Here is a 24,127-nt window from a genome sequence, read left to right as displayed (position 1 = left end):
TGCCGGACAGGAAATAATGAGGGCGGCATGGGGCTTTTTAATATCCCGGCAGGAAACGATATGGGCGGCGCAAAAAATCATGCATTCCGGTGCGCGAATTTTTCCGGCCGCCGCTTCCGTTTTAAATCTCACAGCGTCCTTTCGTTAATGCGCGCGCCTTCTCCGATGCCGCGGGCGCATTGATGCCAGCCCCCTTCATCCCGTTTGACAGCATGGCGACACATCGCGGCGCCACCCTTGCCGCTCGGCGCGCCTGCGTCGCCTCATCGAATCGCACCGGAACCTGAACGTCCTATGCAACGCATCCTCAACGTGCTGACTCATCCGCGTACGCTCTCGATCGTCGGGATCGTCGCGCTAGCGGCCATCCTCTTCATCGTCGCCGACATGCTGCAGCTGCCGCTCCTGTGGGCGGCGATCGCCTTCGCGGCGATCCTCGCGCTGTGGCTCGTCGTCGCGCTGTGGCGCCGCTGGCGCGTGAAGCGCGCGAACCAGCAGCTCGGCCAGGTGCTGGAAGAGCAGGCGGAAACCGGCAAGATCGCCGCGCCCGCCGCCGCCGCGCTCGCCCCCGACGCGAAGACGGCCGACCTCGACGTGCTGCGCACGCGCCTGTCGGATGCGGTGAAGACGATCAAGACGTCGAAGATCGGCCAGGTGTCGGGCGGCTCCGCGCTGTACGAACTGCCGTGGTACATCGTGATCGGCAACCCGGCCGCGGGCAAGAGCAGCGCCGTGCTCAATTCCGGCCTGCAGTTCCCGTTCGCGGACAAGAACAGCGCCGTGATCCACGGCATCGGCGGTACGCGTAACTGCGACTGGTTCTTCACGACCGAGGGGATCCTGCTCGATACGGCCGGCCGCTATTCGGTGCACGAAGAAGACCGCAGCGAGTGGCTCGGCTTCCTCGGCCTGCTCAAGCGCTACCGCCCGAAGGCGCCGATCAACGGCATCATCGTCACCGCGAGCATCGCCGAACTCACCGGCAACCGCCCCGAATTCGCGATCAACCTCGCGAAAAACCTCCGCCAGCGCGTTCAGGAGCTGACGGAGAAGCTCGAAGTGTTCGCGCCGGTCTACGTGATGTTCACGAAGGCCGACCTGATCACCGGCTTCACCGAATTCTTCAGCAGCAGCGACAAGCACGAGTACGACCGCGTGTGGGGCGCCACCCTGCCCTACGAACCCGACGACAAGCGAGACGTCGTCGCGCAGTTCGACACGCACTTCGAGGAACTCTACGAAGGGCTGAAGGAGATCAGCGTCGCGCAGCTGTCGCTGTCGCGCGGCAACCAGCTGTCGCCGGGCCAGTTGAGCTTCCCGCTCGAATTCTCGACGATCAAGCCGTCGCTGCGCGCGTTCCTCGCGACGCTGTTCGAGAACAACCCGTTCCAGTACAAGCCGATCTTCCGCGGCTTCTACTTCACCAGCGCGCTGCAGGAAGGCGAAACCAACAGCGCGGCCGCGCAGCGCATCGCGCATCGCTTCGGCCTCGACGGCGCCGCGCTGCCGAAGCCGCACAGCGCGTTCTCGAAGAACGGCTTCTTCCTGCGCGACCTGTTCTCGAAGGTGATCTTCGCGGACCGCCAGACGGTGCGGCAGTTCGCGAGCCCGACCAAGACGCGGCTGCGCTACGCGACCTTCTTCGGCTTCGTCGCGGCGCTCGCGCTCGCGCTCGGCGGCTGGACCTGGTCGACGATCGGCAACCAGCAGCTCGTCGCGAACGTGCAGGCCGACCTCGACAACGTCACGCGCCTGCAGCAGGGCCGCAACGACCTGCAGTCGCGCCTGCAGGCGATGGACATCCTCGAGGACCGGATCGAGCAGCTCGAGCAGTTCCGCCGCGACAAGCCGATTTCGGTGTCGCTCGGCCTGTACCAGGGCGACCGTCTCGAGCAGCACCTGCTGACCGAGTACTACAACGGCGTGCGCCAGATCCTGCTGGCCCCGGTGTCGCAGAACCTCGCGTCGTTCATGAAGGACGTGAACGCGCACCCCGAACAGCTCGTGCCGATGACGCGCCCGCCCGAATCGGGCGCCGTGCAGGGCGGCACGATGCCGGTCTCGACGAACGCGGCGGGCGCCGCGCCGCAGGCCGGTGCCGCACTGGCCGCGTCCGGCGCCGCGCCGGCCGCAGCGCAGCAGCCGGCCGCACCGCAGGGCGGCCTCTACAGCGACGCGTCGCCGACCAACGTGCAGGATGCGTACAACGCGCTCAAGACGTACCTGATGCTGTCCGACAAGCGCCACGTCGAGCAGGCGCACCTGACCGACCAGCTCGCCCGCTTCTGGCGCGGCTGGCTCGAGACGAATCGCGGCAACATGCCGCGCGACGAGATGATCAAGAGCGCGGAGCGCATGATCTCGTTCTACCTCGCCCGCGTGAACGACAACGACTGGCCAATGATCGACGCGAACCTCGCGCTCGTCGACCAGACCCGCGAGAACCTGCGCCACGTCGTGCGCGGGATGCCGGCCCGCCAGCGCGTCTATGAGGAAATCAAGGCACGCGCGTCGACCCGCTTCGCGCCGATGACCATCGCGCGCATCGTCGGCGACGGTAACCAGGGGCTCGTGGCCGGCAGCTACGCGATTCCGGGCACGTTCACGCGCGAAGCGTGGTTCGACTACGTGCAGCCGGCGATCCGCGACGCGGCGACCAAGGAACTGCAGGCGAAGGACTGGGTGCTGAACACGTCGACGCAGGACGACCTGACGCTCGAGGGCAGCCCCGAGCAGATCCAGAAGACGCTGGTCGGCATGTACAAGACCGAGTACGCGCAGCACTGGCAGAAGTTCATGCAGGGCATCGCGGTGCAGGGCTTCAGCAGCTTCGGCCAGGCCGTCGACGGGATGAACCGCCTCGGCGACCCGCAGGATTCGCCGATCCGCAAGATCCTCGAGACCGCGTACGACCAGACCTCGTGGGACAACCCGTCGCTCGCGAACGTGACGATCAAGAAGGCGCAGACGGGCGTCGTGAACTGGGTCAAGCAACTGTTCTCGCGCTCGCCGGCCGGCCAGGTGGCGGCCGCCAACATCGACATCAACGGCAATCCGGCCGAGGTGCCGATGGGTCCGATCGGCCAGGAGTTCATCGGGCTCGCGCGGATCGTCGCGTTGCATGACGGCACGTCGATGCTCAAGGGCTACATGGAATCGCTGTCGAAGGTCCGCACGCGCTTCAACGTGATCAAGAACCAGGGCGACCCGGGCCCGGGCGCACGCCAGCTGATGCAGCAGACGCTCGACGGCAACGGGTCGGAACTCGCCGATTCGCTGAAGCTCGTCGACGAGCAGATGCTGACGGGCCTCACCGATTCGCAACGCAAGTCGCTGCGTCCGCTGCTGGTGCGGCCGCTGATGCAGGCGTTCGCGGTCGTGATCCAGCCGGCCAGCGCCGAAGTCAACAAGGTGTGGAACGCGCAGGTCTACCAGCCGTTCCAGAACTCGCTCGCGACGAAGTACCCGTTCGCGGCGAGCGCGAAGGTCGAGGCCGGCGCCGGTGAAATCGCGCAGGTGTTCGGTCCGGACGGCTCGATCGCGAAGTTCGTCGGCACGACGCTCGGGCCGCTCGCGGTACGCCGCGGCGACACCCTCGCCGCCCGCACGTGGGGCGACATGGGCATCGGCCTCACGCCGGACTTCACGAACGGCTTCGCACGCTGGGTCGCGCCGCTCGCCGGCGGTGCGGCAGGCAGCGCCGCCGCGTCGTCCGAGCCGCAGACCGTGTTCCAGATCCTGCCGCAGCCGAGCACGGGCACGACGGAATACACGATCGCGATCGACGGCCAGCAGCTGCGCTACCGCAACACGCCGCCGCAGTGGACCAACTTCGTGTGGCCGAACCCGCAGGGCTCGCCGGGCGCGACGCTGTCCGCGACGACCTTCGACGGCCGCACGGTGCAGCTCGTCAACGAGCCGGGCCGCTACGGTCTCGAGAAGCTGATCAACTCGGCGCAACGCAAGCGCCGCCCGGACGGCACCTTTGACCTGACGTGGGCGCAGGGCAGCGTGAACGTGTCGGTGACGATGCGCATCATCAGCACGTCGCAACCGTCCGGCGGCGGCGGTGACCAGCCGCAGCAGCAGAGCCTGCGCGGCCTGCAGCTGCCGTCGTCGGTCGCCGACGCGAGCGCGGGCGCCGCGCAGAACGCAACCCAGACCGCCGGCACGGGCACGCCGGCCGCAGCGCCGGCCGTCGCGGCCGCCAACGCAACGCATGCCCAGGGGGCGCAATGACGCAAACCGTACAGGCGCAGATCGCCTACTTCGGCAAGATTCCGTCGCGCGGCGACTTCGTGAAGAGCCCGCACAACCCGCAGTTGCTGCAGACGCTCGACCGCTGGATCGCGCAGGCGCTCGAACTGCTCGCGGAAGATCCGCGCTGGAAGCTCGTCTACGAGGATGCGAAGCCGATGCATTTCGCGTTCCTCGGCTCGCGCAGCAAGCTCGCGATCGCGGGCCACATGGTCGCGAGCCACGACGTGTCGATGCGCCGCTTCCCGTTCCTCGGTGCGACCGCGCTCGAGGTCGACCGGCCGCTCGCGTTCCTCGCGCGCAGCCCGCTCGCGTTCGCGCGGCTGTGGTCGCGCGTCGCCACGCAGATCCCGCCGCTGCTCGGCAAGGACGAGCCGCCCGGCGCGCTGCAGGCGCTCGGCGACACGCAGGTGCCGATCGACATCGGCGGCCCCGGCACGTCGCATGACGGCACCTTCAACGATTTCGTCGAGCACCAGACGCTGCACGGCCTCCAGGAAATGCTGCTGGAAAGCGGTCATCCGGTGCGGCTGCGCGGCGCGATGCTCGCGCTCGGCTCGCTGCTGCGGCCGGTGATGCAGAGCGGCTCGTCGCACATCGAGCGCGGCCTCACGCTGCCGCTGCCGGTCGATCCGTTCTACCGCAGCCTCGTCGCCGCGTTCTGGCTCGAACTGATCGCGCCGTTCGTCGCGCAGGCCGACTTCGAGCTCGCGATCTTCATCGGCACGATCGCCGAGCGCGAACGGCTCATCATCGGCTTCAACGGCGCGTCGGCGAAGACGCTGCTGAGCGTCGTCGACCCGCAGACCTACGCCGCCCACAACATCGACATCGACGATCCCGAGTGGATCGACGCCCATGCGCAAAACGATCACCAGATCAGCAAGCTCGTCAGCTACCTCGACCAACCGCAACTCTCGCTGCGTGTCGCCATCGACGCGTTCCGCGAAGCGTTCATCGGAGGCTGACGGGATGCATCGCACGATTCAAGCCCGGCGCGCACGCTTTTCGGCCGCGCGCTCGCCCGCCGTCGCCGCCCTCCTCGCTGCCGGGCTCTTCGCCGGCGGCGCGGCCTTCGCGCAGAACACCGGCGCGACCGTCACGCCGGTCGGCAACGGCACGGTCGCGACCACCGCGCTGTCCGCGAACCCCGGCGCCGCGCCGGGGACGGCTTCCGGCGCCGTCGTGCACGGCACGGCCGGCACCGCGAACACCCTCACGCCGCCGCCCGCGACCGCGACGCCCGGCCAGGTGGTCGTCGGCGGCAAGGTGCCCGACGAGGCGACCAAGGCCGCCGTGCTGCAGAAGCTGCGCGATACCTACGGTGCAACGAACGTCGTCGACCAGATCGAGGTGGGCGACGTCGCGACGCCGCCGAACTGGAGCGCGAACGTGCAGAAGCTGCTCGGCACGCAGCTCAAGCAGATCAGCAAGGGGCAGCTGAAAATCAACGGCACGCAGATCGAGATGAAGGGCGAGGTGCACAACGAGGCACAACGCCAGCAACTCGCGAGCGACATGGCGAACACGCTGAACCCGACGTATACGATCAAGAACGGGCTGCGCGTGTCGGCGTCCGAACAGGGCGTGCTCGACCAGACGCTCGCGAACCGGACGATCGAGTTCGAGACGGGCAGCGCGACGCTCACGCCGCAGGGCAAGCTGATCCTCGACCAGATGGCGGCCGCACTCGCGAAGATGCAGAACCGCACGGTCGACATCATCGGCCACACCGACAACTCGGGGAACCGCACGTCGAACATCGCGCTGAGCCAGGCGCGCGCGGATTCGGTGAAGGGCTACCTGATCACGAAGAGCATTCCGCCGCAGCAGATGACGACGACGGGTGTCGGGCCGGATCAGCCGATCGCGCCGAACGATACGGCGGATGGGCGGGCACGGAATCGGCGGATCGAGTTCCGGGTGGGGCAGTAAGTTTGCGGAGGGCGGCCGGCTCCATCGCGAGCCGGCGGGCGATCATCCGATGCGGGCGGCGACGGGAATTGTCGCCGCCCGTTTTTCATGGGCGGCTACCGCCGTCAATGAACGGGAGGCGTCGCACCGCCCTTGTACCTTTTCGCCCATTCCTGGCTCTGCTTGGCGGCCTGGTCGATACGGGCGGCGGCGAGGTCGTCCTTCTTGCGCTGTTTCGCTTCCTTGTCGAGATCACTCGACCCGAACGTATCCTTGTCGCGTGTCCGGAAGTACAGTGACGGCGCCAGCACATGGTCCTGCCAGCTCGTCAGCAATGTGTCGTGGACGAGCATGTCGAACAGTGCCATCACGTCGGGTGGCAGCGGATGCTTGCCTTCGATGCCCTCCTTCCAGGCTGACACGAGCTCCATTTCAGCTTCGGGCAGCATAGCGGCCTCGACCGTAGCCGCGCTGACCTTGTTATCAGAATCCCACGTTTCCGGCAGATTTCGGATGTGCTCCGCGGATTGCTTCCAGCCGTCCTGGTACGACGCGCTGCGCAGCTTCTTTGCCGCTTCCTTTTCGAGACGCTCCCACACCGTCGAATAGTCATTCGGCGCCTCCGCGATCAACTTCTCATAGCGTTTTTGCGCCGCGTCGCTCGCCGCCTTCATTCCCCGAAGCTTCGCCTGATCATCCGGGCTGCGGCTGGCCAGCATGCTCATGTTGATGCCTTGTCGCTGCAGTTCCCAGTCGAGTTGCGACTTCGCGGTCTTGCGCTGCAGGTCGGCGTCGCTCATGTTGCGCTTCCAGTCGGCGACGGGGTCAGCGATCGTGCGACGGAATTCGGGGTCCATATAGCGGGCCGAGATCCAGCGCATGAAGACTTTCGAATGCTCCATGAAGTCGGCGCCGGGTTTGCGGGGGACGAGAGTCCGGTAGGCGTTTACCAGCGCCCTGATTCGATAGTCCTTACCGCCGTACTTGATCGGATCCGAGAGCTTGAAGCGCTTGAACACCGGCGCGTTGTACAGGTACAAATCCTCCATGGTGTCCATAACGGCGCCCGCCTTGACCGCTTCCAGCAACATGTCCTGCAGCGGAACTCTCATCAGCTCGGCATTGAGCCCCAGCGATCCGCTCGGCGCGCCACCGACGACATCACAACTCGTGCCCGGATAGAGAAACTGTTCGCCGCGGGTTTTCTCGAGACTATCGAGACGCTGATAGAAACGCATCTCATGCGCCGCGGCGAAATGGACACAACGTTGCACGCTGGCCGGTATCGCGAGAGGACGATCCTTGAAGCTGGTCTTGAGCATACCCAGGTAAGGCACCATTCCGATCAGCTCGCCGGCTTCCTCCGACATGACGGACGAAACGGCATCGAGCAATCCGACGAACTTGATCTGGATAGGCACGCCTTCAATCGCGAGATCCGTATCGTCCCTGCGCTTGTATTTCTCCGCCAGATCGTTGATGAACGCGCGTGCAAGCACGCACCCGCGGTCCGCCCCGAACACCGACACCTCGATGGCTCGAACTTTCGGCATCTGCTTCTTCACGGCCTCGTACGCGGCTTTGAACTGGTCCTTCGCGGCGATCAACCGGGTATCGACACCCGTTCCAAACGCCTTGGCCATGACGGCATTGTCACGCACGATCGGCACGTTTTCCATCGCTATGCCGACAAAAAGACTGCGCGCAACCGCCCAGCCCGCCTTCATCGGAGCGCCTTTGACGTTGTTCTTGAAATCGTTCTTCGCGTTGCGCCACAACAGCGTACCTGTCGCCTTGGTTCGTTCCCAATAACGCTCCTGCGATGCGTTCAACACGTTCATCACACGCCGCGCCTGAGCGGGGATGTGCTCGATGTCCTTGCGAAGATCCTGAAATGCCTTGTCGATGGGTCGAAGCGAAAAATCCCCCTCGAGAAACCCGTCGATGAGTTGCTTCTTGACGTCGTCGACACGCTTTTTCGCACTGATCTGTTTGAGTGGCGTATTGACGCGCGTGAATGATTTGGCAACCGACTCCGCTCCGCTCAGGGCCTTCTTGCCCGCCATCTTGGCAGCGGCCACGCCCGCATTGATCCATTCGCTGGCCTTGGCCGATTCGTTCAGCGGCGTGCCCAATCCCGAATAGTAGAAGCGGAGCCAGAACTGATTCGCGGGTCGCCTCGGATCCTCGATGTCGCGATGCGCCTCCCAAAGCCGGGCGATATTGGAATACTGCGAACTCGATTGATCGTCGAGGTCGCGATGCCGTCCGAACGCATCGAAGAAAAAGCCCATCCGAATCGTCGCCCCGCACGGCATGCAATCGCCCTTCGGATACATCGTCTCGTTCTGCCTCGCGATTTGCGCGTAGACAGATGTCGGCGTTGCGTCATCCGGATCGAGTTTGACTTTCTCAGCCATGCTTTTTCTCCTCTACGCGCGGCGGTGGAACCAGCCCGTCGGGAATGGACGGCACCGTGACCGACGCGAACGTGTCGCTCGTCAATTCGGACAGGGTATTTTTGGGCAACGATTGCATCGACTTCGCAAAGGCACCCGGCTTGCCGGCATCCGCCTGCAACAGGCGCTGGATCTCTGGATGCGCGTCGAAGCGATTGTTCACGAGCAGAGCGTAGTAGGCGTATTGCTTCAGATCGTCCAGATCGGTCAGGCGATATTTGAGCCAAGCCATCGCGACGACCCGCGCAATACGACGAAACTGCTGGTCTTCACGCTCGTCGTACCGTTTGCTCAGCCGCACCTGATACCGGCTCGCCATCCAGCGCGCCACATCGATCGTCGGAATGCGCGATTCGTCCATCAGCACGCCAGGAAACTGAAGTTCGACGTGACGATCCGGATAGAAGTGAACCTCGAGAATTCGATCGCCGACCTTCTCCGGAACCTGCGACGGCGGTAGCGTCGCCTTTGCCTCGGCGTGAAGCGTTTCCTCGTTCCCTTTGTGCCACTGGTCGACGTCGACATAATTCCATTTGACCGTGAACTCGGTTCCCTGGAGCTTGTAGCAACACGTCACCCCGCCTCCGCCACCCGGCAGGCTATTGCCGCCGCCGGCCTTGTTTCCGTGGGCATCGGTGATCGTAAATCCGTCCAGGTTGTACGGAAGGTAGTTGTGAGCGATAACCGAAACACCGCTATACGTCGGCTCCGACTTGCTGCACGCCGCCACGGCCGTCACGAGCAGACACCCTGCCAGGACACGGCTCGCCAGACTCGAAAGTCTCGTTGATCTATTCACTGAGGTTTTCCTTCCGAAGATTGTCCTGCATGCGTTACCGACGTATCAGTACATCGGAATCGTTCCGCCTGTCGCGCAAACCGCCCTTCCCTCGTTGCACGACCGCTCTCCGCACAATCAACCATGCTGGGCCTCGTCGACACGCGCTGACGGCAGCAAACCGTCAGCTATCGACGGCGCGGCTACGGCGACGAATTTCCCGCTCGTCACTTCGAAACGCACGTGATCTGGAAGCGACAGCGCCCACTTCGCAAATGCACCTGGCTGGCTCGCCGTGCTCTTCAATATGCGCTGAGCCTCCGGATGGGTATCGAATCGACTGTTCATGAGCAAACTGAAGTAGGTGTACTGCTCCAAATCGTCACGATCCGTCAGACCGTATTTCAACCATGCCGACGCGACAATACGAGCGATACGGCGAAACTGCTGATCTTCGCGCTCGTCGTATCGTCTATCGAGTTGCGTCTGGTACTGCTTCATCCACTTCACGACGGCGACGATCGGCAGACGTGCGTCATCAACTAACTGGCCGGGAAACTGAAATTCGACATGCCGGTCCGGAAAGAAATGCACTTCAAGAATTCGTGACCCCACGTTGTCGGGCACCTGAGACTGGGGCATCGATACCTTCGTCTCACCATGCAACATCTGCTTGTCGCCCTTGTGCCACTGGTCGACATCGTAGTAATTCCACTTGACGACAAATTCCGTGCCCTTGAGCTTGTAGCAACACTTCACGCTGCCGCCGCCGGCACCCGGCGGGTCATCGCCTCCACCACTCGCCGTATTGCCAAATGCGTCGGCGATCGTGAATCCACTCAGGTTGTACGGCAGATAATTCCGGCCCATCACCGAAATCCCGCTATACACCGGCTCCGATTTCCCGCAAGCGCACATCGTCGCCGCAAGCATGCACATCCCCAGCACGGAGACCCTATGCCACGCCACGAAGCGTCTCCCGCGATTCCCGCTCATGCGCATCGCGAATCGCATCCCACGTCGCGTCGTCGATCGTCGCCAGCGCATCGTTGAGCGTCGTCTCGCCTTGCGCCACGGCCTCGAGGCACGCCTGTACCGCCGGATACTCGTCGAACCGCGGCGAGACCAGCACGCCGGTCATCACGTAGCACTGCAATTCCGCTTCATCGGCAATCCCGTGCGCGGCAGCGCGATCGAGTTGCTCGACGACCTCGTCATACAGTTGCGCATCCGACAAGTGATCGACCACCGCCCCCATCGTCTCGCGAAACTTCAGCACGAGCTTGTCCGGATACCCGAGCTCGATCAACCGAGCGTGCTGCTGCTCGCTCAGGCCCGGCGCATCGCCTGCCGGCGCCGCGCCTTCGATCGCCGGCGCATCGTTGCGCCACACGACCTCGTCGAGCCGACGATCGCGATACCGGATCTCGGTGAACGGCGCAACGAACTGCCGCGTCTGCGCATCGCTCCACACCTGCCGCAGACGTTCGAATACGTGGTTGTCGAAGAAGAACAGGTAGTACGAACGACCATTGGTCAGCTTGTACTGCACATACCGGCGCAGATGCGCGTCGAGCGCATCGAACGTCCACGTCGACCACAGCCATGTCACCGCATGCAGATCGACTGCATCGAGCCACAGCTTGCGCAGCAGCCGATGATGCTCGCCATGCTCGTCGTCGAGCGCGTCGCGCTCGAACGCGATCAGGTACGGCGCGATATCCGTATAGGCATCGAGCCCGGTATCGATCCAGAGCGACGCATAGCGCAGGCCGCGCACCGTCGCGAGTTGTACATCCAGCTCCTGATAGCCGCGCGTATCGACGAGCACATAAAGCCGCATCGCCCTGCCGTCGTCGTCCGCATGCGCCAGCGAAGCTTTTAGTGTTTCCAGGAACGCCGGCCACGCCGGCTCGCGCGGATTCGGCACGGTGTCGACGGCTTCGCCTGGCTCGACGGCGTCGTCCCGATCGACTACGTCGCCCGTGTCGTTGACCTCGTCCATCAATCCGCCTCGACCATCGATTCGCGCCCGCTATGCGCGTTCAGCACGCATTGCTTGCACGTGCCGCCCGGCATCGCGGGCAGCGGATACGGCATGCTCGTCGGCCCGCTGAACTGGTGCTGCGCGCCCTTGAAATCGATCTTCCCCGGCGCGTGAATCTCGATGTTGCCGCCCTTGATCCGGATATAGGCGCCGCCCGAAGTCAGCAGGACCTCCTGCTTCGCGGCCACATCGACGGCCTCGGTCGCCGCCACCAGCTTCACGGTCTTCTGCGCGGTAAGCTCGATGTTGTCCGCGTGCGCCTGGACCTCGACGTTGCCCTTCGCGGCGAACAGCTTCATTCCGGCATTCTGCGCGAACAAGCTGATGCGGTCGCGGATGCCGGCGATCAGCGACTTGCCGCTCGTGATGAAGGTGCTTTGACCGCTGACGATATTGGTCTGCCGGTCGCTCGCGACGTGCACCGACTGCTGCGACGCCATCCCGATCCCCGCCGGGCTCGCGAACAGCATCACCGGCTCCTTGAACGCATTCGCGTTCCCCGTCCCGCCGCCGCTGGTCCGGCCGCCCGACGACGCGCCCGCCAAGCTCTCCTGCGTCGCGTCGGTGAACGTCTTCAGCGCGTCTTGACCGTTGCCGAGGCTTTCGGCCTGATGCGCTTCGCTGACCTGCGACAACGATTCGATCAGCCCCTCGGCATCGACGAGCTGCTGTTGCGCCTCGCGCACGTCGAGCGGCTGGCTGCTCGCCTGCTTCGGATGCGTCGTGACGTACAGCCCCTGCCCGGCGCGCACGGCGCCGTATGCATCCGTGCGCAAGTCGAACCCCGAGCCGAGATACGCGCCCCGCGTGTTGCCGTTCTGCTCGATCAGGTAGCCGAGATGCAACAGCGAATTCGCGCTGCTGCTGAACAGGCGTGCACGGTTCTGGCCGGTCGCGTCGTCGAGCACCATCTCGTTGTGCCCCGACCCCGCGTACTCCTTCGACCGGAAGCCCGACAGGATGCCGTCGCTATGCCACTGCGGCCTGGTTGCCCCGTTGTAGACGCGATGCATCACGATCGGCCGGTCGCAGTCTCCGCCGATATAGCCGATCAGCACTTCCTCGCCGACCCGCGGAATATGGACGGCCCCATAGCCGCCGCCGGTATCCGACTGCACGACACGCATCCAGCACGATGCGGTTTCGGTGCCCTCGTTCTGCCGGTCCCAGACGAACATGACCTTGATGCGATTCAGCTCGTCCGTATACACCTCTTCGCCCTTCGGCCCGACGACGACGGCCGTCTCGAGCTGCATCACGGGCTTCTTGTGTTCGAACGGGCTGCGATACGGCACCGCCGCGCGTTGCGCTTCGACCTCGACGAGATAGAACCCGGCCGAGCCGTCTTCGTGCCCGACTTCGAACGCAGCCGCCGCACCGTGCCCGGCTTTGGCCTGCGCGAGGCGGTCCTGCAGGCTGTGCGGGAAGTGCGCCTCGTGATCCGACAGCGGCAAGTTGTTCTCGATGTAGCGTGTCACACCGATCGCCGCGAACTCACGATCGCGCTCCGGATCGCGGTCGTGCTCCGGATGATCGACCAGCGCGAAGCGCCGGCCCGCATCGATCCCGCGCACGCCGCCCACGCCGAAGAAACGCTTCGCGCGCGACTCCCATTCCTCCAGGCGGATCTTCGACAGATGTTCGCCGCGGTCCTGGCCCGGATACGTGTAGGCGCCCGTGTATTCGTAGATTTCCGCCTGATCCGGCAGGTCGCCCTGGCCGGCCTTGGTCGGCAGCGTCGTGCCGTTCGGATTGCCCGCGGACGACGGTGACTTGTAGTCGAACGTGCGCGTCGTGTGCAGCGTGCTCTGCAGAGTCCTCGACGCAGCCCATTGCGTAAAACCGGTCGTTTCCGCGCCGCTTCCCGAGCGATCGAAGCCGACGGCCTTCGGCGCCAGCTCGTCGACCGCATGCAGATCGTCGGTAATGACGAGCGTATGGGTCTTGCCGTCGTCGGCATGCCGCCAGAAGCCGAACAGCCCTTCGTCCTCCATCAGGCGATGCACGAAGTTCCAGTCGGTTTCGCTCTGGCGGCAGTACGAGCGCGACGGCAGCGGCTTCGACAGCGCGAACTGATACCGGCCCTTGGCCTGGGGATGCGCGTCGAACACATCGGCGAGGATCGCGTCGACGCTCTGATCCTGCCAATACCGCATGTCGCTGCGGAACTTGAGGAAGTGCATCCACGACGCGAAGGTGAGCTGGTAGCTCGACAGGCTGCCGTCCGCGCCGAGCCGGCGCGCCGTATGGACATAGCCGTTGATCGGGCGATACGACCGGTCCGCCTGCTGGATCCATAGCGTGATCGGCTGTGCGATCAGCGTCTTGAGTTCGACGTCGCTCGCGGTGGACACCAGATCGAGCGTCACGCTGAAATCGCGCCCCAGTTCGGAACGGGTCATGGCCCGGCGCGGTACGAGCGCATGGTCCGGCAACGACGGGATGTCCGTTTTCAGCAGGCGGTCCTGCTGAATCAGGCCGCCGCGAATCGCCTGCGCCAGTTCTGTCGCGTTCATGCGTCACTCACCTTCTTGTTTGCCGCGGACCCGCCGGGGCCCGCGCTCTCAGGAAAGAGCCCTTCCCTCACCACACGACGGCGTCCGGGCACGCGTCACGCGCGTCGCCGCGGCATCGTCGCTCACGCCTGCTCGTCCGGCCGCACGCCCAGCAACTCGCGAATATGCGACAGCGAGCCGTCGTCCTTCACGACGCTCTCGAGCCACTTGTGCAGCGGCATGTCGGCCCATTCGGCGGCCTTGTCGGCGAGATACGCGACCGGGCTGTGCGGCTCGGTCTGGCGGAAATAGCGGGCGACCGCGCGCAACTGGTCGACGGCCTGCGCACGGTTCTGGATGCCGGCGATCATCTGCGTCACCGGGGCGCGCGGAACGGGCTGCGGCTGCACGTGAGTCTCCTCCGTCTGGATCGGGTTGCCGAACACCGGCTCGATACGCTCGGGCTGCGCCTGCTGCGCCGCCTGCGTGTGCGGCGCGCTGCCCGTATAGCCCTGCTCGCGCGCAAAGCGCTCGGCGAGCCGGTACACGGTCTCGAACGCGTCGCGCGCCTGCCGGAAGCTCGGCGCCGAATCGCCCGCGCGCTCGACGAGGCGCTCCTCGAACGCATCGAGCGCGAACTCGAACGCCTTCAGGTTCGCGAGCAACGCGGTGTAGAACGCGATCGACGTCACGCGCCGCGACGAATCGATCTGCTCGATCGACGGCTTGCCGCGTGCGATGTCGTCCGCGTGTTCGGGGTCGCGCTTGATGGCCTGCGCGACGTGCTGCGCCACTTCCCAGTCGAGCGTGCTGAACGCGTTCGACGCGCCGTCCGTCATCGGCACCGCGCGCAGCAGCTCGGCCGTGCGGCCGGACAGCCACGCGACGTTGCCGAGCCGGTGCTCGGTGTCGTCGTCTTCCGGCAACGGATGCACGGTGTCCCAGAAGTCGCGGCACAGGCCCTCGAGCAGCGCATAGCCTTCGGTGAGACCGGTGATGCCGTCCTCGAGCGCGAGCGCCTCGGTCAGCCACACGGCGAGCCGCAGGTCCTTCGTGCGCGTGCGCAGCAGCTCGCCCGCATGGTCGACCACGAAGCCCCAGTCGGCCTCCTTGATCTCGGTCACCCACTCGCCCTGGTCGAGCGTCGGATCGTCGTAGCGCCGCGCATCCTGGATCGCGTCGAATTCGTTCGAAAACAGCAGGTCGTCGCCGCTGGGCGACGCATCGCTGATCGGCGTCAGCAGCTCGGGGAGATTGATCGGCATGGTTCGGTCAGTTCATCAAATGCTTGCGTTGCTCGGCCGCGCTCATTCGACGGTGTACGTGAATTCGCCGGCCTCGTCCGCGCGCACCGCGATGCGCGCGATGGCCTCGCCGTCGGCGATCCGGCCGAGCACGTGGCCCGCGATCTCCGGCAGCAGCGTGCCGTTCAGGATGTGGTCGACGTTGCGGGCGCCCGAATCGACCTCGGTGCAGCGCGCGAGCACCGCCTCGACGAGCGACTCGTCCCATTCGAACGCGGCCTTGTGGTTCGCCTCGATCCGGCGGCGGATCCGCTCGAGCTTCAGCTCGATGATCTCGGCCAGCACGTCGTCGGAAATCGGGTAGTACGGCACGACCTTCATCCGCCCGAGGAACGCGGGCTTGAAGGTCTTGTACAGCTGCGGGCGCAGCGTCTCGGCGAGCGCGTCCGGATCGGGCAGCTCCTCGGCCGGCTTGTTCAGGCACGCCTGCATCACCGCGGATGAACCGACGTTCGACGTCAGGATGATCAGCGTGTTGCGGAAGTCGATCTCGCGCCCTTCCGCATCGTCCATCGCGCCCTTGTCGAACACCTGGAAGAACATCTCGAGCACGTCCGGGTGCGCCTTCTCGACCTCGTCGAGCAGCACGACGGAATACGGATTGCGGCGCACGGCCTCGGTCAGCACGCCGCCTTCGCCGTAGCCGACGTAGCCCGGCGGCGAGCCCTTCAGGCCCGACACGCTGTGCGCTTCCTGGTACTCGCTCATGTTGATCGTGACCATCTTGCGCTCGCCGCCGTACAGGATGTCGGCCAGCGCGAGCGCCGTCTCGGTCTTGCCGACGCCCGACGGCCCGACGAACATGAACACGCCGCGCGGCTTGTTCGGATCCTCGAGGCTCGCGGTGGCGGTGCGCACGCGCTGCGCGATCGCTTCCAGCGCGTGATCCTGGCCGATCACGCGCGCGGCGAGCAGCGGCTGCAGGTTCATCACGGTGTCGATCTCGTCCTTCACCATCCGGCCGAGCGGAATGCCCGTCCACGCGGCGACGATCTCGGCCACCACGTGGCCGTCGACCTGCAGCGGCACCATCGGCTCGCCGCCCTGCAGCGCGTGCAGCGCCGCGACGCGTTCGGCGAGCTTGTCGCGGGTGGCCTGCACGTCGACCGGCTGGCCGTCTTCCGACGGGCCGCGTGCCTTGTCGAGCGCTTCACGCAGTTCGGTGATCTCGGCGACGATCACGCGCTCGGCTTCATAGCGCGCTTCGTCCTTCGCCAGTTGCTCGAGCGCCGTATCGCGCGTGCCGCGCAGCTCGCCGAGCCGCTCGTCGTGCGATGCGCCTCCCGCTGCCTCGCGCTCCAGCGACGCGATCTCCGCGTCGATGCGCTCGATGCGCTTCTTCGTGTCGTCGATCGCCGCCGGCGTCGCGCTGTGCGCGAGCGCGACCTTCGCGCACGCGGTGTCGAGCACGCTGATCGCCTTGTCCGGCAGCTGGCGGCCGCTGATGTAGCGATGCGACAGGCGCACGGCCTCGGTGATCGCGTCGTCGAGGATCCGCACGTTGAAGTGCTTCTCCATCAGGCCGGACATCCCGCGCAGCATCGCGGCCGCGAGCGGCTCGCTCGGCTCCTCGACCTTCACGACCTGGAAGCGCCGCGCGAGCGCCGCGTCCTTCTCGAAGTACTTCTTGTATTCGCTCCACGTCGTCGCGGCGATCGTGCGCAGCTCGCCGCGCGCGAGCGCCGGCTTCAGCAGGTTCGCCGCGTCGTTCTGGCCGGCCTGGCCGCCCGCGCCGATGATCGTGTGCGCCTCGTCGATGAACAGGATGATCGGATGCGCGCTCTTCTTCACCTCGTCGATCACGCTCTTCAGGCGGTTCTCGAACTCGCCCTTCACGCTCGCGCCGGCCTGCAGCAGCCCCATGTCGAGCACGTGCAGCGCGACGCCACGCAGCGGCGGAGGCACGTCGTCGGCCGCGATGCGCAGCGCGAGCCCCTCGACGACCGCCGTTTTGCCGACGCCGGCCTCGCCGGTCATGATCGGGTTGTTCTGGCGGCGGCGCATCAGGATGTCGATCGCCTGACGGATCTCGGCTTCGCGGCCGATCACCGGGTCGATCTTGCCGTCGCGTGCGCGCTGCGTGAGGTTGGTCGTGTACGTGTCGAGCGCGGGCGTCTTCGACGGGCCGGCCGCGGGCGCCAGGCCGTCGGCGGCCGGCGCGACGTCGCTGCCTTCGTCGTCCGCCTGACGCGGCTCGGCTTCGCTCGAGCCGGCCATGATCTCGTCGAACTTGTGCTTCAGGTCCGTCACGTTCATTTCCGCGAACTGCGACGACATCCGCTGCGCGAATTGCGCGAGATCGGGCGCGGTCAGCAGCGCCAGCAGCAGGTGCCCCGAACGGATGCGGCCGAGCTGCGAGTCGAGCGACGCGATCAGCCAGGCCTGTTCGAACAGCGCGATCAGGTGCACGGAGAACACCGGCGTGCGCGTGTTGCCCGTCTTCAGGCGCGTCAGTTCGCGCTCGAGATCGGCGTGCAGCGCGTGCGGATCGACGCGGCTCGCGCGCAGGGCGAGCGGCAGGTCGCCCGTCGCTTCGTCGAGCAACGCGAGGAACAGGTGCTCGAGATCGACCTCGTAGTGGCCGCGCGCCAGGCACGCGCTCGCCGCACGCTCGGTCGCGTGGCGGCACAGCGGGTTCAGTTTCGTGATCAGGGTCTTCAGAGGCGTGCTCATGGCGTCGATCTCAGTCTCAGGTTCGATTGCGTGTTTGTTGTCGTTCGGAATCAGTGAATCACGTGCAGTTCGTAGCGAGCGTCGGAGCGGTCCTCGACCGCGTCGCGCGTGCAGAGGAACGCGTCCCAGCCGAGCCGCGAGCCCGCGCCGAGCACGCTCGCACCGACCTCGGTGCGCTTGAGCACGAGCTTCACCTCGTATTCGAGCGTGACGCCGGCAAGCAGCGTCAGCATCCGCTCCAGTGCGATGGCGTGCGCGCCGCCGGGCAGGAACGCCTCGTAGTCGCGCTTGGACAGCGGGCCGACGACGATCCGCGCGCGCATGTCGCGCTGCCACACGCGTTCGCCGACGAGCGCCGTCGCGCCGAGCACCGCGTTGACTTCGCCGAGCACGCTCAGCTGGTCGGGCGGCACGTCGTACCACTTGCCGACGAACTGGTCGATCTTCACCGGCACGCGGAAGTAGTCGGACAGCGTGCGCTGCAGGTAGGCGGCCGACATCGGCCGGTGCCGCGCGGCGAGCGCATAGCCGGCCACGGCCTCGTCGAGCACGCCGCCCACGCCGGCCGCGAGACTGTCGCGCACCTCGTCGCTCGGCACGCCCGCGATCGCGAGCAGCAGCGGCAGATAGCGCTCGTCACGGTCGAGTTCGTAGTGGAACGGCAGCCGGTATTTCTTCCACGCGGCATAGAACAGCGCGGTCGCGCGGTTCGAGAACACGTCGAAGAAGGCACGCGCCGCATGATCGCGCTTCAGGTGCTCGCGCGCGACGATCTGCTCGGTGTAATGCAGCGGCAGCGCGCCCTGCCCGCCGAGCAGCCCGAAGAACGCGGGCGTCAGCTCGACGTGGCCGAGCTCACCGGCCGCGAGCGCGGCGCCGCGCGCCTCGCCCGTGTCGAGGTGGGTGCCGTCGTCGTCGAACGAACGCGCGCCTTCGATCTCGCTCGGCGGAAAGCCGAGCGACAGCGTGTTGCGGAATTCGATGCGCTGCGCGACCACGTCGCCCTGCCGCCACGCGCCGGGCGCATCCGACGCCTGCCGCGCGAACAGCCCTTCGAGCACGCGCACCGCCTGGAAGAACTCGAAGCGGTGCGGTTCGTCGAGCAGCGCGTCGACTACGCCAGGATCGATTCGCCGGTCCGGGGCTTGCATCGGATGATCTCCTCGCCGGTGCGCTTCGACACGACGACTAGTTGAACGAAACTGTTGAGGTGCACGTACAGCCCGAAGAAGCTGTCGAGCACACGCACGAACGAGGCCAGGCTCGCGCCGACGAAGTGTTCCTCGTCGATCGTCAGGCGGATCTCGATGCCGCGCACGAAGGTCGCGAACGGCTTGCCGGGCAGCCACTGCACGGCGCCGCGCTGCTCGATGCCGGCCAGGCCGTCGATCTGGCGCATCGACACGGCGGTGCGCCGCAGGTCGTACAGCGTCAGCATTTCCTTCAGCGGCGCGAGGCCGTGCGCGACCAGCGACACATGATTGAGCGCGAGATGCGACACGAGCCGCCAGTGCGCGGCGCGGCCGCGCTCGAAGCGCACGCTCTGCGTCGGGCGGCGCAGCAGTGAAATGCCGCTCGTCTGCGCACCGCCTTCCTGGAACAGGTCGCCGCCTTCGAGCCCGAACGCGAGCATCGCCGGCAGGTCGCGGTTCGTGCAGGTGAGGTCGAGGCTCAGCGTGTCGGTCTGCGGCGACGTCGGCTCGAAATCGATGTCGACGATCGAGATCTCGGTTTCGTAGCCGGGGCTCTTCTGCGCGACCCAGTCGTTGCGGCGCGCGAACCAGTAATGGCCGATCCGCGCCGATTCGCCGTGGTGCAGCGAATAGAACGGCCGGAACTCGATCACCGATTCCTCGTGCGCCTGTTGCCTGACGAGCTTCACCGAATCGATCGAATACACCTCGTACGCGAACGCGCGCCGCGCCTCGGCGATCACCGGGTAGGACACCGCGCGGTGCGTGATGCGGATCGGTTCGCCGTGCTGGCGGAACAGGTTGACGATCGGCGTGCAGAACAGCCGGAAGTGGCTCGCCGTCAACAGTTCGAGCAGCCGCGCGACATGCGAATCGCTGCGCACGTCCTGCAGCACGAGATGCAGCGTCGCGCGCTGGCAGCGGCCGCTCGCGCGCGCGATCGCCGCGATGTCGAAGTCGACGAAATCGAACTTGTCGGGGAACGCGAAGTATTCGGTGAGCAGGCGATACGCGGGATGCGATTTCGCCGGGTAGTCGATCAGCGCGTCGTCCTCGTCGAAGCCGGCATGCGCGATCGGCAGCTTGCGCAGCGCGGTCCAGCGGCCGTTGCGTTCGGGCTCGACATACGCGCCGAGCACGTTGACGAACAGGCAGTCGGTCAGCGCGGCGACGAACGACTGTTCGCCGTGCAGGTGCGCGCGCAGCGTCGGCAGCTTCAGCGCGCCGAGATCGAGCTGCGCGGCGAGCGATTCGAACGTGATCGAGATCACGCCCGTCGCGTTCGACGGCAGCACCGTCGCGCTCGGCGCGAGCGCGACCGGCGTGTAGCGGGCTTCCGAGATGCGGATCGGCGCGAGCGTCACGTCATAGGCGGTACGGAACCGGCACTGCACGCCGCGGATCGGGCGGCTCTTCAGCTCGGTGCCGCGATCGATCACGACCGGTTCGGTCTGCTGGCCGGGCGACGCCGGCGTGAACTGCGCGATCGAGCACGACGGGAACGGCCGCAGGTAGTGCGGATACAGCACTTCCAGCAGCGCTTCGGTGAATTCCGGGTAATCGTCGTCGAGCTTCTTGTTGATGCGCGCGCCGAGCAGCGCGAACGACTCGATCATCCGCTCGACGTGCGGATCCTCGCAATGCTCGCCGGACAGCGCGAGCCGCGCCGCGATCTTCGGATAGCGTTCGGCGAAATCTCGCGAATAGCGCCGCAAAAACGATAATTCGCGCTCGTAATACGGCAGCAATTCTTCCATCGACGACCCCGAACCTCAATATTTCCTGCCGGACCCTGATCCACCACCGGGCGGTCCGGCCCGCTCGGCGGCTTGATTTACTGCATTCTTGCGGCGCGTGCGCGCGTGACCGAATACTGCAGCGTCGAAGGCTGCAGCATCGCGTCGAAACTCACCGGCTCCTCGGCCGGGTGCACGACGAGCAGCGCCTGGATCGCGAAGTAAAGCGCGTTGGTGGCCTGCTCGTTCAGCTCGAACGTCACCTGCACCTGCTGCAGGCGCGGCTCGTGGCGTGCGATGGCCTGCTGGATCGACTTGCAGATGAACGCGCGATCGTAGTGACTCGCCAGGCTCAGCCCCGCGAAATCGTTCAGCCCGTAGGTCAGCACCGACTTCTGGCACTCCGGCAGCGTGGCCAGCTCGTTCTCGGTGTGGGCGATACGGGTGTTGAGGATCGCCTCGACGTCGCGGGCGACCGTGTTCTTGAGCTCGTCCAGCGACAATTGCCGCATCGCTGCCGAGGCCGGCAGGTGCGGTTCGTCGTCGAACAGCTTGTCGAGAAAACTGGGTTCGAATCGTTTCATCGGCCGGTATGTACAGCGAAAACGGCAACGGGGACGCCGAGCGCCCCGTTGCCGCAACCGACCTTAGACCGCGTAGGTCTTGTCGTTCTTCGTCAGACTCCAGGCGCCCTGCGTGTTGCCACCCTGGTTGCCGCCGATCTTCTGCTGGGTTTGCTTCCACTGCACAGCTGCGTACTTCAGCGAGAACGTCTCGAGCGGCAGACCTTCTTCGCGAACGCTCGGGGCGATGCTCGAGATGATCACGTACTTGAGCTTGACTTCCAGATACTGCACGCGCTTGCCTTCACCGTCAGCGCGCGAGAAATGGACCGTCACCTCGTCGAACGTGGTGCCGCCCGAAGCGTGTTGGTACAGCAGCGGGCTCGACGAATCGATTTCCTTCGTGAAGATCATGTCGCCGTGTTCGCAACGCGTCATCGTGTGACCGCCAGCGGTCGATGCGGTTGCCGAACGCGGCTGAACGATCGAGTGATCCCACGATTTCAGCTCGATCCAGCCCTGGTGGTCCTTGTCCGCGGATTCGCCCTTCACCGCGGGACTACCAAACTGCAAGTGCATATGTAACATGGCCCTTCGACTCCCCAAAGAGGTGGTTTTAACGTCCTACCCAGGCGGCCCGCCCGGGCGATTTACTCGCTTATGAATTTGCCGGTTTGGGCAGATCAGCGACAAGTCGCAGAGAAATCGAGAGTTCGTCGAGCTGAAAGTGCGGGCGCAGGAACGCGACCGAACGATACGAGCCCGGCTTGCCCGGAATCTCCGACACTTGTATGGATGCCTCGCGCAGCGGAAATTGCGCTTTCTGTTCCTGCGAGGCGTTGTCGTCGAGCAGGACGTATTGCGAAATCCACCGGTTGAGGAAAGTCTCCACGTTCTGCGCCGATGCGAAGCTGCCGATCTTGTCCCGCATCATCGCCTTCAGGTAGTGCGCGACGCGCGATACCGAGAAGATGTACTGAAGCTGGGCGGACAGGACGGCGTTCGCATTCGCGCTGTCGGTGCTGTATTTCTTGGGTTTCTGCACCGACTGCGCAGCGAAGAACGCGGCGTAATCTGAGTTCTTGCAATGGACGAGCGGGATGAAGCCGAGGTCGCTCAGCTCCTTCTCGCGGCGATCGGTGATCGCGATTTCGGTCGGGCACTTCAGCGCGACTTCACCGTCGTCGGTCTTGAACGTGTGGGTCGGCAGGTCCTCGACGAGGCCGCCGCCTTCGACGCCGCGGATCGCCGCGCACCAGCCGAAGTCGTCGAATGCGGCCGTCAGGCGCGCAGCGAACGCCCACGCGGCGTTGCACCACAGGTACTTGTCGTGGTCGGTGCCGTCGACGTCCTCGACGAAGTTGAAGTTCTCCGCGGTCTGGCCGTCCTTCGGATTGAACGGCAGGCGGCCGAGGAAGCGCGGCAGCGTCAGGCCGACGTAGCGCGAATCTTCGGCGTCGCGGAACGACTTCCACTTCGCATATTCGACCGTATCGAACACCTTGCCCAGGTCGCGCGGCTTGCCGAGGTCGGAGAACGACTCGAGACCGAGCAGCTCGGGCGATGCCGACGCGATGAACGGCGCATGCGCGGCCGCCGCGACGTGCGACATCTGCTCGATGAAGTACATGTCTTCCGGCTGGCGCGAGATCTCGTAATCGCCGATCAGCGCACCGAACGGCGAGCCGCCGAACGTGCCGAATTCTTCTTCGTAGACCTTCTTGAACAGCGCGCTCTGGTCGAACTCGCTCGCGCCCTTGAAATCGCGCACGAGGTCGCGCTTCGGCGCGTGCAGCGCCTTGATCTTGATCGTCTGGCCGGTGTTGCTTTCCTTGACCAGGTAGTCCATCCCGCGCCACGTGCTTTCGAGGCGCTGGAATTCCGGCGCGTGCATCACTGCGGAAAGCTGCGTGGAAATCAGGCGGTCCAGTTCCGCGACGCGCGCGTCGATCGTGGCCGACAGGTTGTCCGACACGATCACCGTGCCGTCGAGCACCTGGTGCACGAGTTCGCCGATCAGGTCCTTCGCACGCGCATGCTCGGAATCGGATTTCGCGACCTTGCTCTTCTCGACGATGTCGTCGAGCAGCGAGGTCCCGGCGGCGTAGTCCGCGCCGCTCGCTTGGGCCGCAGCCGTTTGCTGGTTCATCTCAACACTCCGTCGTCATTCGCCGTCTTTGTCGCTGCCCGTGCCCTTCGCGAGCTCCTGCAGCTGCTGCGTGTTCTTCAGCACCTCGGACAGCAGATCCTCGAGCTTGTCGTTGCCGGCGAGCTTGTTGCGCAGGTCGGCGAGCTTCGAGCGCGCCTCGAGCAGGCGGCGCAGCGGCTCGACCTGTTCGACGACTTCGTCCGGGCTGAAATCCGACAGCGAACGGAACTTCAGGTCGACCGCGAACTTGCCGCCTTCCGGGCTCAGGCGGTTTTCCACCTGGAACGCGGCACGCGGCTCGATCGCCTTCATCACGTCGTCGAAATTGTCGCGATCGATGTTGACGAATTTACGGTCGCGCAGCTTCGGCTGCTCGATTTCGGACTGGCCCGCCAGATCGCCGACGACCCCGACGACGAACGGCAGTTCCTTCACCTCGATCGCATCGCCCTTCTCGACCTCATAGGTCAATTGGACGCGCGGCGGCCGTATTTTCTGCAAGCTTTTCTGAATGCTTTCTTTCTTGGCCATCTCGACGGCTCCCAGGTTAGTTGTGGTT

At 65.4% G+C, this 24,127-nt stretch carries 16 protein-coding genes; 3 read left to right on the top strand and 13 right to left on the bottom strand.

Going from position 1 to position 24,127, the window contains the following annotated elements; all coding sequences use genetic code 11:
- The first annotated feature begins 294 nt into the window (after positions 1-294).
- Genes tssM through CFB40_RS02225 form a run of 3 tightly spaced genes read left to right on the top strand, consistent with a single transcriptional unit; the run spans position 295 to position 6,192 of the window.
- Positions 295-4,239, top strand: coding sequence for a type VI secretion system membrane subunit TssM (tssM, locus tag CFB40_RS02235; RefSeq protein WP_089424365.1), 3,945 nt, complete (start codon positions 295-297; stop codon positions 4,237-4,239).
- Positions 4,236-5,225: a type VI secretion system-associated protein TagF gene (gene tagF / locus CFB40_RS02230; RefSeq protein ID WP_069246999.1), complete on the top strand. Its 990-nt coding sequence runs from the start codon at positions 4,236-4,238 to the stop codon at positions 5,223-5,225. Before tssM ends, tagF begins: the two co-directional genes overlap by 4 nt.
- Before the next feature lie 4 nt (positions 5,226-5,229).
- Positions 5,230-6,192: an OmpA family protein gene (locus CFB40_RS02225; RefSeq protein ID WP_174975227.1), complete on the top strand. Its 963-nt coding sequence runs from the start codon at positions 5,230-5,232 to the stop codon at positions 6,190-6,192.
- A 104-nt stretch (positions 6,193-6,296) separates the two neighbouring features.
- Here the strand turns inward: CFB40_RS02225 and CFB40_RS02220 are convergent, their stop codons facing one another.
- From CFB40_RS02220 to tssB, 13 genes are all read right to left on the bottom strand, one after another.
- Complete coding sequence (locus CFB40_RS02220; protein WP_089424364.1) at positions 6,297-8,591, bottom strand: DUF2235 domain-containing protein; 2,295 nt, start codon at positions 8,589-8,591, stop codon at positions 6,297-6,299.
- Entirely contained in the window at positions 8,584-9,429 is an 846-nt protein-coding gene (locus tag CFB40_RS02215; RefSeq protein WP_089430531.1) for a DUF3304 domain-containing protein, read from the bottom strand. The genes CFB40_RS02220 and CFB40_RS02215 overlap by 8 nt, the downstream gene beginning before the upstream one ends.
- Before the next feature lie 117 nt (positions 9,430-9,546).
- Complete coding sequence (locus CFB40_RS02210; RefSeq protein ID WP_089430565.1) at positions 9,547-10,347, bottom strand: DUF3304 domain-containing protein; 801 nt, start codon at positions 10,345-10,347, stop codon at positions 9,547-9,549.
- A 16-nt stretch (positions 10,348-10,363) separates the two neighbouring features.
- A complete protein-coding gene (locus CFB40_RS02205; RefSeq protein ID WP_089430530.1) occupies positions 10,364-11,413 on the bottom strand; it encodes a DUF4123 domain-containing protein in 1,050 nt (349 codons plus the stop codon).
- A complete protein-coding gene (locus CFB40_RS02200; protein WP_089430529.1) occupies positions 11,413-13,971 on the bottom strand; it encodes a type VI secretion system Vgr family protein in 2,559 nt (852 codons plus the stop codon). The genes CFB40_RS02205 and CFB40_RS02200 overlap by 1 nt, the downstream gene beginning before the upstream one ends.
- Before the next feature lie 122 nt (positions 13,972-14,093).
- Complete coding sequence (tssA, locus tag CFB40_RS02195) at positions 14,094-15,215, bottom strand: type VI secretion system protein TssA (RefSeq protein WP_089430528.1); 1,122 nt, start codon at positions 15,213-15,215, stop codon at positions 14,094-14,096.
- Between the two features lie 42 nt (positions 15,216-15,257).
- Positions 15,258-17,927, bottom strand: coding sequence for a type VI secretion system ATPase TssH (gene tssH / locus CFB40_RS02190; RefSeq protein ID WP_089430527.1), 2,670 nt, complete (start codon positions 17,925-17,927; stop codon positions 15,258-15,260).
- A 50-nt stretch (positions 17,928-17,977) separates the two neighbouring features.
- Positions 17,978-19,078, bottom strand: coding sequence for a type VI secretion system baseplate subunit TssG (gene tssG / locus CFB40_RS02185; protein WP_089424358.1), 1,101 nt, complete (start codon positions 19,076-19,078; stop codon positions 17,978-17,980).
- Positions 19,042-20,877 carry a type VI secretion system baseplate subunit TssF gene (gene tssF, locus CFB40_RS02180; protein WP_089424357.1) on the bottom strand — a complete coding sequence of 612 codons (1,836 nt, stop codon included), beginning with the start codon at positions 20,875-20,877 and terminating at the stop codon, positions 19,042-19,044. Before tssF ends, tssG begins: the two co-directional genes overlap by 37 nt.
- A 77-nt stretch (positions 20,878-20,954) precedes the next feature.
- Complete coding sequence (gene tssE, locus CFB40_RS02175; protein ID WP_021161818.1) at positions 20,955-21,440, bottom strand: type VI secretion system baseplate subunit TssE; 486 nt, start codon at positions 21,438-21,440, stop codon at positions 20,955-20,957.
- A 63-nt stretch (positions 21,441-21,503) separates the two neighbouring features.
- Positions 21,504-22,007, bottom strand: a complete 504-nt coding sequence (locus CFB40_RS02170) for an Hcp family type VI secretion system effector (RefSeq protein ID WP_006477093.1) — start codon at positions 22,005-22,007, stop codon at positions 21,504-21,506.
- A gap of 70 nt (positions 22,008-22,077) precedes the next feature.
- Positions 22,078-23,568: a type VI secretion system contractile sheath large subunit gene (tssC, locus tag CFB40_RS02165; protein WP_011350759.1), complete on the bottom strand. Its 1,491-nt coding sequence runs from the start codon at positions 23,566-23,568 to the stop codon at positions 22,078-22,080.
- 15 nt (positions 23,569-23,583) lie between these two features.
- Entirely contained in the window at positions 23,584-24,099 is a 516-nt protein-coding gene (gene tssB / locus CFB40_RS02160) for a type VI secretion system contractile sheath small subunit (RefSeq protein ID WP_027783377.1), read from the bottom strand.
- Positions 24,100-24,127 lie beyond the last annotated feature (28 nt).

Source organism: Burkholderia sp. AU31652 (assembly GCF_002223155.1).
Lineage (GTDB): Bacteria > Pseudomonadota > Gammaproteobacteria > Burkholderiales > Burkholderiaceae > Burkholderia.
This window is presented reverse-complemented; position numbering and strand designations above follow the sequence as displayed.